The sequence below is a fragment of the Pseudomonas imperatae genome (assembly GCF_057128625.1).
In genome coordinates this window covers 343,871-356,878 of the sequence record NZ_JBSKHP010000002.1, presented here as the reverse complement: position 1 = coordinate 356,878, position 13,008 = coordinate 343,871, and the positions used below count along the sequence as shown (strand labels likewise).

Here is a 13,008-nt window from a genome sequence, read left to right as displayed (position 1 = left end):
TCATGAAAATCGCAATCGTCCATGACTGGCTGGTGACTTACGCAGGTGCCGAGCGCGTGTTGGCCGCACTGCTGAAAATCTGGCCCGACGCCGACCTGTTCTCGGTCATCGATTTCCTCAGCGACGAGGACCGCGCCCACCTGGGTGGCAAGCGCGCCCAGACGACCTTCATCCAGCACCTGCCCAAGGCCCGTACCCGCTACCAGCAGTACCTGCCGCTAATGCCGCTGGCCATCGAGCAACTGGACCTGTCGGGCTACGACCTGATCATTTCCAGCAGCCACGCCGTGGCCAAGGGCGTGCTCACCGGCCCCGACCAGCTGCACATCAGCTACGTGCACTCGCCCATCCGCTACGCCTGGGACCTGCAGCACCAGTATCTGAACGAGGCTGGCCTGAGCCACGGCCTCAAGAGCAAAGTGGCGCGCATGATCCTGCACTACATGCGCATGTGGGACCAACGCACGGCCGCCGCCGTGGACGAGTTCATCGCCAACTCGCAGTTCATCGGCCGGCGCATCGACAAGGCCTACCGCCGCCACTCCACGGTGATCTACCCGCCCGTGGACACCCAGGGCTTCGACCTGCAACCGGTGAAGCAGGAGTACTACCTGACCACCTCGCGCATGGTGCCCTACAAGCGCGTGCCGATGATTGTCGAGGCTTTCCGTGCCATGCCCGACAAGCACCTGATCGTGATCGGCGACGGCCCGGAAATGGAAAAATGCCAGGCCGTGTGCGGGTCCAACGTCACCCTGCTGGGCTACCAGCCCTTCGCCGCCCTGCGCGAGTACCTGCGCAACGCCAAGGGCTTCGTCTTCGCCGCCGAGGAAGACTTCGGCATCAGCCCGGTGGAAGCCCAGGCCTGCGGCACGCCGGTGATTGCCTTCGGCCGCGGCGGCAGCCTGGAAACCGTGCACGGCCTCGATCACGAGCAACCCACCGGGGTGTTCTACCACCAGCAGACCATGGCCGCGATCATCGAGGGCGTCTGCGAGTTCGAGCGCAATGCCCACCGCATCACCCCCCAGGCCTGCCGCGAGAACGCCGAGCGCTTCTCCGAACAACGCTTCGAGCGGGAAATGCGCCAGTTCGTCGAGACCCGCTGGGCCCAGGAGCATCCGCCCGTGGCCCTGCCCCTGGCCGCCAATGGCCCGCGCCTGAGCCTGGCCCCCGTGCTGGCTGCCAGCGTGAAAACCTTGTGAGTGGGGAGGTCTGTCATGGCAACACCCTTCAAAGGCATCCTCCAGGCCCACCAGTCGGCCTTGTCCCTGGCCCATCGTGCCCTCGACCTGGCGGTGATCGCGGCCTGCAGCCTGTGGTTCGCCTGGCTGCAGGACCGCCTGCACGACAGCGACACCTGGCTGCGCCTGATGGCCACGGTGATGATCTTCCACTGGCTGTGCGAGTACCACCAACTGTACGGCTCGTGGCGCGGCGAGCGGGTCAAGCGCGAGCTGATGCGGGTCTTCAACTACTGGGCGCTGACCTTCTGCTGCGTGATGCTGGCTGACTACCTGCTGACCGGGCCCGAGATTGTCCTGGACCGCCAGCGCATCGCCTGGTTCGCCCTGATACTGTTCGCCCTGTGCGGCTACCGCCTGCTGATCCGCAGCACCCTGCAGGCCTTGCGCCGCCGCGGCTTCAACACCCGCAGCGTGGCCATCGTCGGCACCGGCACCGTGGGCGAGCGGCTGGCCTGCTCCATCGCCGCGGCGCCCTGGATGGGCCTGCGCCTGCTGGGTTTCTACGACGATGCGCCGCAGCAGATGGCCCTGGACCAGCTCAATCGCCGGATCCCCGTGCTCGGCGGCCTCGACCAGCTGGTGCTGGACGCCCGCGCCGGGCGCATCGACAAGGTCTACATCACCCTGGCCATGAGCTGCGAGCCGTCGCTGTGCACCCTGGTCAAGGGCCTGAGCGACACCACGGCCTCGGTCTACCTGATTCCCGACGTGTTCATGTTCGACCTGCTGCATGCCCGCAGCGAAAGCATCAACGGCCTGACCAGCATCAGCCTGGTGGACACGCCGATGGACGGCTCCAGCCAACTGGTGAAGCGCTTCGAGGACATCGTCGTCAGCAGCCTGATCCTGGCGATGATCGCCCTGCCAATGCTGTTGATCGCCCTGGGCATCAAATTGACCTCCGCTGGCCCCGTGTTTTTCCGCCAGACACGCTATGGTTTAGATGGGCGACCGATCATGGTCTGGAAGTTCCGCAGCATGACCGTGCAGGAAAACGGCCACGAGGTGGTGCAGGCCAGCCGCAACGATTGCCGGGTAACGCCTTTCGGGGCCTTCCTGCGGCGCACGTCCCTGGACGAGTTGCCTCAGTTTTTCAATGTGTTGCGCGGCGACATGTCGATCGTCGGCCCTCGCCCCCATGCAGTGGCGCACAACGAGCAGTACCGCAAGCAGGTCAACGGCTACATGTTGCGGCATAAGGTCAAGCCCGGCATCACCGGCTGGGCTCAAGTCAACGGATGGCGCGGGGAGACCACGACCTTGGACAAAATGCAGAAACGCATCGAGTTCGACCTCGATTACATCGAACACTGGTCCGTCTGGCTGGACCTGAAAATCATTGTGCTGACCCTGGTGAAGGGTTTCGTGCACAAAAACGCTTTCTGACTCCTATAAGACCAATGCCGGAGAAAATGCCTTCTCCAAGGAAGACTTTGCCATGAAGCGATCGATACTCGGCGTGTTGCTCATTACCGCGCTGGTCCAAGGGTGCGCTTTCGCCCCCGGCCAGCACATGACCCCCGATGATGCGCAAGACCAGGACACCGGGCCGGTGACAGTGGTGCCGATTACCTCGGCCACCGTCAACCAGCAGCGAACCATCTACAAGCCGCAGCCCATACCCGCTGCCCTCACCAGCTACCGGCCCGGTGACTACCGCATCGGCCCGGGTGACAACCTGATCATCACCGTGTGGGAACACGCCGAGCTGAACTCGCCCACCACCCAGACCCAGGTCGAGGCCAGCGCCCGCGTGGTGCGCCTGGACGGCACGCTGTACTACCCCTACATCAACTCGATCAAGGCCGGCGGCCTGACCGTGCCGGAGTTCCGTTCCAACCTGCAGAAAGCCCTGGGCCAATACCTGGCGGGCGCCCAGGTGGATGTCAACATCCAGGCCTACGACAGCCAGAAGGTGATCATCTCCGGGGCGGTGAAAAACCCCGGGCCGCAGTCGCTGAACAACATCCCGCTGAACCTGGTGAACGCCATCAGCCGCGCGGGGGGCGAGACCAGCGACGCCAACCTGGCCAACCTGATCCTCAAGCGTGATGGCCATGAATACGTCATGGACATCGACACCCTGAACCGCACCGACTCGCGCCTCAACGAGATCTACCTCAAGGACGGCGACCAGCTGCACCTGGGCAACGACCACGCCAACAAGGTCTACGTGTTGGGCGAGGTGCAGAAACCCCAGGTGATGAACTACGGCACCAGCACCTTCAACCTGATGGAAGCCATCGGCAACGCCGGCGGCCTGAGCCAGGAAACCGCCAACGCCGAGGCCATCTACGTGATCCGCGGCGCGCAGGATGGCAACGGCCAGCCGCCGACGGTGTTCTACCTCAACGCCAAGAAGCCCACGGCTTTCCTGCTGGCGCGCCAGTTTGACCTACGCACTTCGGACGTGGTGTTCGTCGGGCCGGCCAACATTACTCGCTGGAACCGCTTCATCAGCCAATTGCTGCCGTCGGCTACTGTCGTAGGGACGACGGCGGCGTTCAGCCACTAAGGCAGATGCTGGCCCGCGACTGATCTAGATCTGCCGTTGATCTGGCTTTTGATCTGCTGTTGATCTGGCTTTTGATCTGCTGTTGATCTGGCTTTTGATCTTGATCTGGCTGTTGATCTTGATCTTGGCCCCGTTAAGCGCCCGGGCCGACTGGAGGCGTCGATCAACGGGCTGCCCGAAGGGCCGAGGCCGCAGGCCGAAGAGACGGTAACCCGCAGGCTTCTATAGCGGGTGCCGTCTGCCCGTTGAGCGGCGCCGGAAGGAGGGGACCCGTAGCGCAGCGGAGGGCCCAAGCAGGGGCGAGCCCTTTTTGGTGACTTTTTGGGGCGACTGCCAAAAAGTTACTCGCCGTAAGGGCGAAACGGTCGGTGGTATCCCCGCGAAAATGGATATGTTCGAAATCGCCGAAGCGGGATTCGAAAGCCCTATGTATATCCAGCATTCAGGGTGATGCCACTTCACCTTTCCGGCCTTACGCCGGCTCACTTTTTGTCAAACGCCACAAAAAGTAAGCAAAAAAGGCTTGCCCCTGCTTGGTCCCTCCGCTTCGCTGCGGGTCCCCTCCTTCCGGCGTCGCCCAAGCGGACGACGGCCCGGAATAGAAGCGCCTCCGGTTCCGTCTTCCCCGGCTACGCCAGGGACCGCTCGGCCAACGCCTCCAGTCGGCCCTGGCGCTTTACGGGGCACACAATCAAGATCAAAAGCCTCACGGAAGCAAAAGCAGCCGGCGGTGTTTCAGCAATCGCGGCTCTATTACAAACACTCCATCGAAAAGCCCGCCGGCAACCCGGCGGGCTTTTTGCGTTATATGCCTTGGCAAACTTCCGCTAGCATTAGCCACATACCGCAATGCCAACGGAACCGTCATGCCCGATGCCGCCCCCCCTGAATTCGCCTCCCTGGTGCTGGACAACGGCCTGCGCGTGCAGCTGCGCCACGACCCGCGTCTGAAACGCGGCGCCGCCGCCCTGCGCGTGGCGGCCGGCAGCCATGACACCGACCCGGCGTTCCCCGGCCTGGCGCACTTCCTCGAACACCTGTTCTTCCTGGGCACCGCGCGCTACCACGACGACAACGCGCTGATGCCGTTCGTCCAGCGCCACGGCGGGCAACTGAACGCCAGCACCCGCGAGCGCACCACCGACTTCTTCTTCGAGTTGCCCACCGAGTCCTTCCCCGGCGCCCTCGAGCGCCTGTGCGAAATGCTCGCCCAGCCACGCCTGGAGCGCGAATACCAGCTGCGCGAACGCGAAGTGCTGCATGCCGAGTTCATCGCCTGGAGCCGCGACCCCCAAGCCCGTCACCTGCAGTGGCTGACCGCGCCGCTTGCCGCCAGCCACCCGCTGCGCGCCTTCCACGCGGGCAACCGCTACAGCCTGCCGGTGCCGCGCGAGGCATTCCAGTACAGCCTGCTGGCGTTCTACCAGCGCTTCTACCAGACCGGGCAGATGACCCTGTGCCTGGCCGGGCCGCAGCCGCTGGACGAGCTACGGCAACTGGCGCACAAGGCCGGCGCGCAGCTGCGTGCCGGCAGCCTCAGCCCGCGCAAGGCCAGCCCGGCCCTGCTGGACACCACGCCTACGGCCATGGACGTCTTGGACCCCAGCCGGCTGAACCTGGTGTTCGCCTGCCATGAGGTGCCGGGCGACAGCGCTACCGCCATCGACTTCCTGGCCACCTGGCTGACGTCGCAGCAACCCGGCGGCCTGCTGGCCGAGTTGCAGCGCCGCGGCCTCGCGGAAGGCCTGAGCCTGACGCCGCTGTACTGCTTCGACGACCAGGCGGTGCTGAACATCGAGTGCAAGCTGACCGCCGCCGGCGAGCCCATGCGCCCGTTGATCAGTGAGCTGTGCCTGGCCTGGCTGGAGTTTTTCCAGTCCCACGACGACTGGCAGAGCCTGCGCGAGGAATACCGCCTGCTACGCCAGCGCCGGCAGCTGGTGAGCACCGCCCTGGAACTGGCGCGCCATGACAGCGAGCATTTCGGCCAGGGCCACGACCTGGGCATCGGCCAGGCCGCCATCAACGCCCTGCGCGCCCTGCTCGGCCAGTTGCGCGGCGACACCATTCTGCATGGCCCGCTGGCACGCCTGGCCACCGACACCGACGTCAAATGGCGCCTGCCCCAGCGCAACCGCTTCCTGCGCCCCAGCCGCCGCCCGGACCAGATGGTGCCGCCACCCGCCTGCCTGGACGTGGTCAACACACCGCAGTCGGCCAGCGCCGAGGGCTGCCTGTACCTGCGCTGGCGGGTCAAGTCAGCCCAGCGCGCCAGCCTCTGGCGGCTGCTGGACCACAACCTGGCCAAGCTGCGCGCAGAGGCAAACCAGGCCGGCGTGCAGATGACCTTCACCAGCCTGGGCGACGACTGGCAACTGCGCCTGTGCGGGGTGCAGGAGCCCATGCCGGCGCTGGTCGAGCAGGCGCTGGAAAACCTTACGCAGCCGGCCCCCGAAGTGTGGCGCCAGGCCAGCCAGCTAAGCGCGCCTGCGCCCCTGATTCCCATCCGCGAGCTGCTCAAGCGCTTGCCGGAGCACAGCCTGGGTTATTTCCAGGCGCCTTCACGCGGCCGCGACGAGCAACTGCAACCGCCGTTGCTGCAGCGCCTGTGGCACGAAGCCCGCTGGGACGGGCTGGCCGTGGGCCTGGGCATGGGTGTCAGCCAGGCCATCAACGTGGCGCTGCTGCGCATGCCCGGCCGCGCCGACGGCCATTTGTGCCAGCCCCCGCTGCCGCTGCACGGCCGCACCTGGAGCCAGGTGGCCACCGAGTCCAATGAGCAGGCACTGCTGCTGTTCTGCCCGGCGGCCGGCGAAGACATCATCGACCAGGCCGCCTGGCAGATGCTCGGGCAACTGTGCCAGGCGCCGTTCTATCAGCGCATGCGCGTCGAGCTGCAGCTGGGCTACGCGGTGTTCAGCGGCTTCCGGCAGATAGCCGGGCGCCCGGGCCTGCTGTTTGGCGTGCAGTCGCCCAGCACGCCGATGGCCGAGATCCTGGGGCATATCGAGACGTTCCTGGCCGCGCTGCCAGCGCTGATCCGGGCCCAGTCCGGCACCTCGTTGAGCAACCAGTGCCGCGACCTGGCCGCGCGCACCAGCCTGGCCGACATGGAACTGGGCCAGGCCGCCGAAAGCCTTTGGCAAGCGCGTCTGGGTGGCCATTCGTCCGATTTCATCGATCAACTGCGCAAGGCCTTCGGGCGCCTGCGCAGCGATTCACTGCTGCAGGCCGCCGGGCAATTGCTGGAGGCTCAAGCTGGCTGGTTGTGCCTGGCCAACGGCCCGGCGGTGGGCGCGCAGTGGCAAGTGGCGGAGTGATCATTACGCAGGCTGTAATGAGCTTTCTCAGCCGTGTTAATGCAATTTAACGTTTCAGTACACCGGAATTTAGTAAGATAGGGCCCTAAGCAGATGAACATCTCCCAGCGGAGATGGCTCTGATGTGTTGCACCCGTACCACTTTCATCCATCACCCAGAAGGAGTCACCCTATGTGGACCAAACCAGCTTTCACCGACCTGCGCATCGGCTTTGAAGTCACCATGTACTTCGCCAGCCGTTGATTTTTATCGCAGTACAGCGCCTCGGTCAGCCGGGGCGTTTTTATTTTTGCTGTCCATCCTGAAGTCAGACGTCACAGGCCTCCCATGTACATCCAGATTCTAGGTTCTGCCGCCGGTGGCGGTTTCCCCCAGTGGAACTGCAACTGCGTGAACTGCAAGGGCTACCGCGACGGTACCCTGAATGCCAAGGCGCGTACCCAATCCTCGATCGCCCTGTCCGATGACGGCGTGCACTGGGTCCTGTGCAACGCCTCGCCAGATATCCGCGCCCAGCTGCAGGGCTTTGCGCCCATGCAACCGGCCCGCGCCCTGCGCGACACCGGCATCAACGCCATCATCCTGCTGGACAGCCAGATCGACCACACCACCGGCCTGCTGAGCCTGCGCGAAGGCTGCCCGCACCAGGTGTGGTGCACCGACATGGTCCACCAGGACCTGACCACCGGCTTCCCGCTATTCAACATGCTCAGCCACTGGAACGGTGGCCTGCAGTGGAACCGCATCGAGCTGGAAGGCAGCTTCACCATCCCCGCCTGCCCGAACCTGCGCTTCACCCCGTTCCCGCTGCGCAGCGCTGCACCGCCCTATTCGCCGCACCGCTTCGATCCGCACCCGGGCGACAACCTGGGCCTGCGTGTGGAAGACCTGCGCACCGGCGGCAAGCTGTTCTACGCCCCGGGCCTGGGCCAGGTGGACGACACGCTGCTGGGGCACATGGCCGATGCCGACTGCCTGCTGGTGGACGGCACGCTGTGGGAGGATGATGAGATGCAGCGCCGTGGCGTGGGGACCCGCACCGGCCGCGAGATGGGCCACCTGTGCCAGAACGGCCCCGGCGGCATGCTGGAAGTGCTGGACGGGCTGAGCAAGCCGCGCAAGGTGCTGATCCACATCAACAACACCAACCCGATCCTCGATGAAGACTCGCCCGAGCGCGCCGAAGTGACCCGCCGCGGCGTGGAAGTCGCCTTCGATGGCATGAGCATCGAACTGTAGGAGTGTGAGCATGACCGACGCCAAGGCAATGTCCCCGGCCGAATTCGAGCAGGCCCTGCGCGCCAAGGGTGCGTACTACCACATCTACCACCCGTACCACGTGGCGATGTACGAAGGCCGTGCCACCCGCGAGCAGATCCAGGGCTGGGTGGCCAACCGTTTCTACTACCAGGTCAACATCCCCATGAAGGATGCCGCGATCCTGGCCAACTGCCCGGACCGTGAAGTACGCCGCGAGTGGATTCAGCGCCTGCTGGACCACGACGGCGCCCCGGGCGAGGACGGCGGCATCGAGGCCTGGCTGCGCCTGGGCCAGGCCGTGGGCCTGGACCCCGACCAGCTGCGTTCCCAGGAACTGGTGCTGCCCGGCGTGCGCTTTGCCGTGGACGCCTACGTCAACTTTGCCCGCCGCGCCAGCTGGCAGGAAGCCGCCAGCAGCTCGCTGACCGAGCTGTTCGCGCCGCAGATCCACCAGTCGCGCCTGGACAGCTGGCCACAGCATTACCCGTGGATCGACCCGGCCGGCTACGAATACTTCCGCACCCGCCTGGGCCAGGCCCGGCGTGACGTGGAGCATGGCCTGGCCATCACCCTGCAGCACTACACCACTGCCGAGGGCCAGCAGCGCATGCTGGAGATCCTGCAGTTCAAGCTCGACATCCTGTGGACCATGCTCGACGCCATGACCATGGCCTACGAGCTGAACCGTCCGCCCTACCACAGCGTCACCGACCAGCGCGTCTGGCACAAGGGGATAGCCTTATGAGTTTCGATCGCAACCTGACACCCAAATGGCGCCCCGGCTATCGCTTCCAGTACGAGCCGGCGCAGAAAGGCCACGTGCTGCTCTATCCTGAAGGGATGATCAAGCTCAACGACAGCGCCAGCGCCATCGGCGGCCTGATCGATGGCCAGCGCAACGTCGCCGCCATCATCGCCGAGCTGGACAAGCAGTTCCCCGGCGTACCTGAGCTCGGTGACGACATCGAGCAATTCATGGAGGTCGCTCGTGCAGAGCACTGGATCGAACTTGCCTGAGCTGCCGGCCAAGCCTGCGGTCGGCCTGCCCCTGTGGCTGCTGGCCGAGCTGACCTACCGCTGCCCGTTGCAGTGCCCGTACTGCTCCAACCCCCTGGACTTCGCCGCCCAGGGCAAGGAACTGACGACCGAGCAATGGTTCAAGGTATTTCGTGAAGCCCGGGAAATGGGCGCTGCACAGATCGGTTTCTCCGGTGGCGAGCCGCTGGTGCGCCAGGACCTCGCCGAGCTGATCCGCGAGGCGCGGCAGCTGGGGTTCTACACCAACCTGATTACTTCGGGCATCGGCCTCACCGAGCAGAAAATCGCCGACTTCAAGACCGCCGGCCTGGATCACATCCAGATCAGCTTCCAGGCCAGCGACGAGCAGGTCAACAACCTGCTGGCCGGCTCGAAAAAGGCGTTCAAGCAGAAGCTGGAGATGGCCCGCGCGGTAAAAGCCCATGGCTACCCCATGGTGCTGAACTTCGTCACCCACCGGCACAACATCGACAAGATCGACCGCATCATCGAGCTGTGCATCGCGCTTGAAGCCGACTTCGTCGAGCTTGCCACCTGCCAGTTCTACGGCTGGGCCGAGCTCAACCGCCTGGGCCTGCTGCCCACCAAGGAGCAGCTGGTGCGCGCCGAGCGCATCACCAATGAGTACCGGGAAAAGCTGGCGGCCGAGGGCAACCCCTGCAAGCTGATCTTCGTCACCCCGGATTACTACGAGGAACGCCCCAAGGCCTGCATGAACGGCTGGGGCAGCATCTTCCTCACCGTGACCCCGGACGGCACCGCCCTGCCCTGCCACGGCGCGCGGCAGATGCCGATCCAGTTCCCCAATGTGCGCGAGCACAGCATGCAGCACATCTGGTACGAGTCTTTCGGCTTCAACCGCTTCCGTGGTTATGATTGGATGCCGGAGCCATGCCGCTCCTGCGACGAGAAAGAAAAGGACTTCGGTGGCTGTCGTTGCCAGGCTTTCATGCTGACCGGCGATGCCAGCAATGCCGACCCCGTGTGCAGTAAATCGGCGGACCACGGGATCATCCTCAAGGCCCGTGAAGAGTCCGAGACTGCCACGCAGACGATCGAACAACTGGCCTTCCGTAATGAACGAAACTCGAGAATCATCGCCAAGGCCTGACCTGTTCAGCGCCGCCCAGGCCGTTGCCGCCGGTACCGACTTCGCCGAACTGGCGGTCGGCCCGGCGGGGCTGTTCTGGAACGAATTCCGCCCCCAGGATGCCGCCTGCCGGATCTGGCGGTGGCAGGGCGAACAAGCGCGCTGCCTGACGCCTGATGGCTTCAGCGTGCGCAGCCGTGTCTACGAATACGGCGGTGGCTCGTTCTGCCTGGCCGGCGACGGCCTGGTGTTCGTCAACGAAGCCGACCAGCAGCTCTACTTCCAGGACCTGGCGGGCACCGTGCCCCGCCGCCTCAGCCACAACGACTGCCGCTACGGTGGCCTGCAGGCCAACGCCGAGTGGGTATTCGCCGTGGAGGAAAGCCACCACGGCGCGCAGGTCGAACACCGCCTGGTGAGCCTTGCCCTGGCCGACGGCACGCGCCAGGTGCTGGCCGCAGGCGCTGATTTCTACGCCACGCCCAGCGTCAGCGACGATGGCCAACGCCTGGCCTGGGTGGAGTGGAGCCGGCCCCACCAGCCCTGGACCCTTACCCGCCTGATGACCTGCCGACGGCTGCCTTCGGGCGCCTGGGGGCAGCCTGAGCAAGTGGGTGGCGATCACGAACAATCGCTGCAGCAGCCGCGCTTCGATGCCGACGGCCGCCTGTGCTGCCTGTCCGACGTGGATGGCTTCTGGCAACCCTGGGGCGAGACGGCAAACGGCTGGGCCTTGTTGCCCTCGCGCCGGGCCGACCACGCCGGCGCCCCCTGGCAGTTGGGCGCCAGCACCTGGCTGCCACTGGCGGGTGAGCGTTTTCTCGCCACGTGGTTCGAGGACGGCTTCGCCCGCCTGGGCATCTGCCAGCACGACGGCGTGATCCACGACTACAGCGGCGACTTCAGCCGCTTCCGTTGCCTGGCCATCGACGCGCAGTTCATCTACGCCATCGCCGCCTCTGCCACCTGCCCGCCAGCGGTCATCGCCATCGACCGCGCCAGCCGTCAGGCACGGGTGCTGGCCGGTGGCGTGCTACCGCTGCCCGCCGATCAGGTCAGCCGCCCGCAACCGCTGCGCTATGCCAGTGGCGACGGCCATGCCCACGGCTTCTTCTACCCGGCCATGAACGGTGACCGCCAGCCGCCGCTGGTGGTGTTCATCCACGGCGGCCCTACCTCGGCCTGCTTCCCGGTGTTCGACCCGCGCATCCAATACTGGACCCAGCGTGGCTTCGCCGTTGCCGACCTCAACTACCGCGGCAGCAGCAGCTACGGCCGCGCCTACCGCCAGGCCCTGCACCTGCGCTGGGGTGAAATCGACGTGCAGGACGCCTGCGCGGTGGTCGGCCACCTGGCCGACCGCGGCCTGATCAACCCGCACCAGGCGTTCATCCGCGGCGGCAGCGCCGGCGGCTACACCACCCTGTGCGCCCTGGCGTTTCACGACGTCTTCCGCGCCGGTGCCAGCCTGTACGGCGTCAGCGACCCGGTTGCCCTGGGCAAGGCCACGCACAAGTTCGAGGGCGACTACCTGGACTGGCTGATCGGCGACCCGCAGCGCGACGCCGCCCGCTACCGCGCGCGCACCCCGCTGCTGCACGCCGGCAGCATCAAGGCGCCGGTGATCTTCTTCCAGGGCGAACTGGATGCCGTGGTAGTGCCCCAGCAGACCCGCGACATGCTCAAGGCCCTGCAGGACAACGGCCTGCCCGCCGAGGCGCACTTCTACCCGGACGAACGCCACGGCTTCCGCAAGGCGGCGAACCTGGCGCATGCGCTGGAGCAGGAGTGGGGGTTTTATCGGCGGGTGATGGAGGGGTGAGGCAGGCTTGTGTCAGCCAACCGTGAGGGTGAAAGGCTTGCCAATTCTGCTGAGCATCTCGCTTTTTCCGAAAGGGCCTTCAGCCGGACCGCCTCATCATGGGGAAACCCAAGATCGACGAAGACATTGCCGTCGGCTTCCGTGACATGACTGATTACATTATCTATTTTCACTTCTTGCCCGCCTCAAAAGGCTTCACCTCTGTCTTATCGGAGAGGTGGAGCCTAATCGCGGGGATCGAAAATGAATGTCAGCCAGTTCGAGTTAAATCGTCAGGCATTTCCCAAATGAACGATTTCAACGTTTCGCGATGATGTACACCGCATGTACGATCCCGGGGATGTAGCCGCACAGCGTCAGCAGGATATTCAGCCAGAAGGCACCGCCGAACCCCACTTGCAGGAAGACACCCAGCGGCGGCAGCAGGATGGCGACGATAATGCGGATAAAGTCCATGGTACGGCTCCTGGAGGTTGATAACCAACTGACATCACCGTGGGCGTGGGGTTCCTACAACAGGGCGTGTCGAGCACACAAGGCTCACAGCGCCAATCTCACAGGCTACGGCGCATCGCGACCAAGGTCGGCTCCTACCGTTTGCTGCAACGCGCCATCGCCTGATGGACAGGCGCCGACAGTCATGCTTGCTCGCTTTTGTTAACAAAAAAAAACGCCCCGACCCAAGGGGGAATCCAGGCCGGGGCGTTGCGTAAAC

At 65.1% G+C, this 13,008-nt stretch carries 11 protein-coding genes; 10 read left to right on the top strand and 1 reads right to left on the bottom strand.

Going from position 1 to position 13,008, the window contains the following annotated elements:
* Window positions 1-2: 2 nt before the first annotated feature.
* From ACWKWX_RS04320 to ACWKWX_RS04275, 10 genes are all read left to right on the top strand, one after another.
* Window positions 3-1,205 carry a glycosyltransferase family 4 protein gene (locus ACWKWX_RS04320; protein ID WP_483827093.1) on the top strand — a complete coding sequence of 401 codons (1,203 nt, stop codon included), beginning with the start codon at window positions 3-5 and terminating at the stop codon, window positions 1,203-1,205.
* Window positions 1,206-1,220: 15 nt separating this feature from the next.
* The gene (locus ACWKWX_RS04315) at window positions 1,221-2,633 is read left to right on the top strand and encodes an undecaprenyl-phosphate glucose phosphotransferase (RefSeq protein ID WP_483827092.1); all 1,413 of its coding nucleotides are present in this window, start codon (window positions 1,221-1,223) and stop codon (window positions 2,631-2,633) included.
* Between the two features lie 52 nt (window positions 2,634-2,685).
* Window positions 2,686-3,762, top strand: coding sequence for a polysaccharide biosynthesis/export family protein (locus ACWKWX_RS04310; RefSeq protein ID WP_483827091.1), 1,077 nt, complete (start codon window positions 2,686-2,688; stop codon window positions 3,760-3,762).
* Between the two features lie 866 nt (window positions 3,763-4,628).
* On the top strand, window positions 4,629-7,082 hold the full coding sequence (gene pqqF / locus ACWKWX_RS04305) for a pyrroloquinoline quinone biosynthesis protein PqqF (RefSeq protein ID WP_483827090.1): 2,454 nt from the start codon (window positions 4,629-4,631) through the stop codon (window positions 7,080-7,082).
* 172 nt (window positions 7,083-7,254) lie between these two features.
* On the top strand, window positions 7,255-7,326 hold the full coding sequence (pqqA, locus tag ACWKWX_RS04300) for a pyrroloquinoline quinone precursor peptide PqqA (protein WP_010209364.1): 72 nt from the start codon (window positions 7,255-7,257) through the stop codon (window positions 7,324-7,326).
* 84 nt (window positions 7,327-7,410) lie between these two features.
* Window positions 7,411-8,322: a pyrroloquinoline quinone biosynthesis protein PqqB gene (pqqB, locus tag ACWKWX_RS04295; protein WP_416427201.1), complete on the top strand. Its 912-nt coding sequence runs from the start codon at window positions 7,411-7,413 to the stop codon at window positions 8,320-8,322.
* Window positions 8,323-8,332: 10 nt separating this feature from the next.
* Window positions 8,333-9,088 carry a pyrroloquinoline-quinone synthase PqqC gene (pqqC, locus tag ACWKWX_RS04290; protein ID WP_416427202.1) on the top strand — a complete coding sequence of 252 codons (756 nt, stop codon included), beginning with the start codon at window positions 8,333-8,335 and terminating at the stop codon, window positions 9,086-9,088.
* Window positions 9,085-9,360: a pyrroloquinoline quinone biosynthesis peptide chaperone PqqD gene (pqqD, locus tag ACWKWX_RS04285; protein WP_416427203.1), complete on the top strand. Its 276-nt coding sequence runs from the start codon at window positions 9,085-9,087 to the stop codon at window positions 9,358-9,360. Before pqqC ends, pqqD begins: the two co-directional genes overlap by 4 nt.
* Window positions 9,332-10,492, top strand: a complete 1,161-nt coding sequence (gene pqqE, locus ACWKWX_RS04280) for a pyrroloquinoline quinone biosynthesis protein PqqE (protein ID WP_416427204.1) — start codon at window positions 9,332-9,334, stop codon at window positions 10,490-10,492. Before pqqD ends, pqqE begins: the two co-directional genes overlap by 29 nt.
* Window positions 10,458-12,293 carry a S9 family peptidase gene (locus ACWKWX_RS04275; RefSeq protein WP_483827089.1) on the top strand — a complete coding sequence of 612 codons (1,836 nt, stop codon included), beginning with the start codon at window positions 10,458-10,460 and terminating at the stop codon, window positions 12,291-12,293. The genes pqqE and ACWKWX_RS04275 overlap by 35 nt, the downstream gene beginning before the upstream one ends.
* 297 nt (window positions 12,294-12,590) lie before the next feature.
* Here the strand turns inward: ACWKWX_RS04275 and ACWKWX_RS04270 are convergent, their stop codons facing one another.
* Entirely contained in the window at window positions 12,591-12,749 is a 159-nt protein-coding gene (locus ACWKWX_RS04270; protein ID WP_008365129.1) for a YqaE/Pmp3 family membrane protein, read from the bottom strand.
* Window positions 12,750-13,008: the final 259 nt, after the last annotated feature.

Coding starts and splice junctions, on each gene's coding strand:
- ACWKWX_RS04320 (WP_483827093.1), top strand. CDS start 3: ATGAAAATCGCAATCGTCCATGACTGGCTGGTGACTTACGCAGGTGCC.
- ACWKWX_RS04315 (WP_483827092.1), top strand. CDS start 1,221: ATGGCAACACCCTTCAAAGGCATCCTCCAGGCCCACCAGTCGGCCTTG.
- ACWKWX_RS04310 (WP_483827091.1), top strand. CDS start 2,686: ATGAAGCGATCGATACTCGGCGTGTTGCTCATTACCGCGCTGGTCCAA.
- pqqF (WP_483827090.1), top strand. CDS start 4,629: ATGCCCGATGCCGCCCCCCCTGAATTCGCCTCCCTGGTGCTGGACAAC.
- pqqB (WP_416427201.1), top strand. CDS start 7,411: ATGTACATCCAGATTCTAGGTTCTGCCGCCGGTGGCGGTTTCCCCCAG.
- pqqC (WP_416427202.1), top strand. CDS start 8,333: ATGACCGACGCCAAGGCAATGTCCCCGGCCGAATTCGAGCAGGCCCTG.
- pqqD (WP_416427203.1), top strand. CDS start 9,085: ATGAGTTTCGATCGCAACCTGACACCCAAATGGCGCCCCGGCTATCGC.
- ACWKWX_RS04275 (WP_483827089.1), top strand. CDS start 10,458: ATGAACGAAACTCGAGAATCATCGCCAAGGCCTGACCTGTTCAGCGCC.
- ACWKWX_RS04270 (WP_008365129.1), bottom strand. CDS start 12,749: ATGGACTTTATCCGCATTATCGTCGCCATCCTGCTGCCGCCGCTGGGT.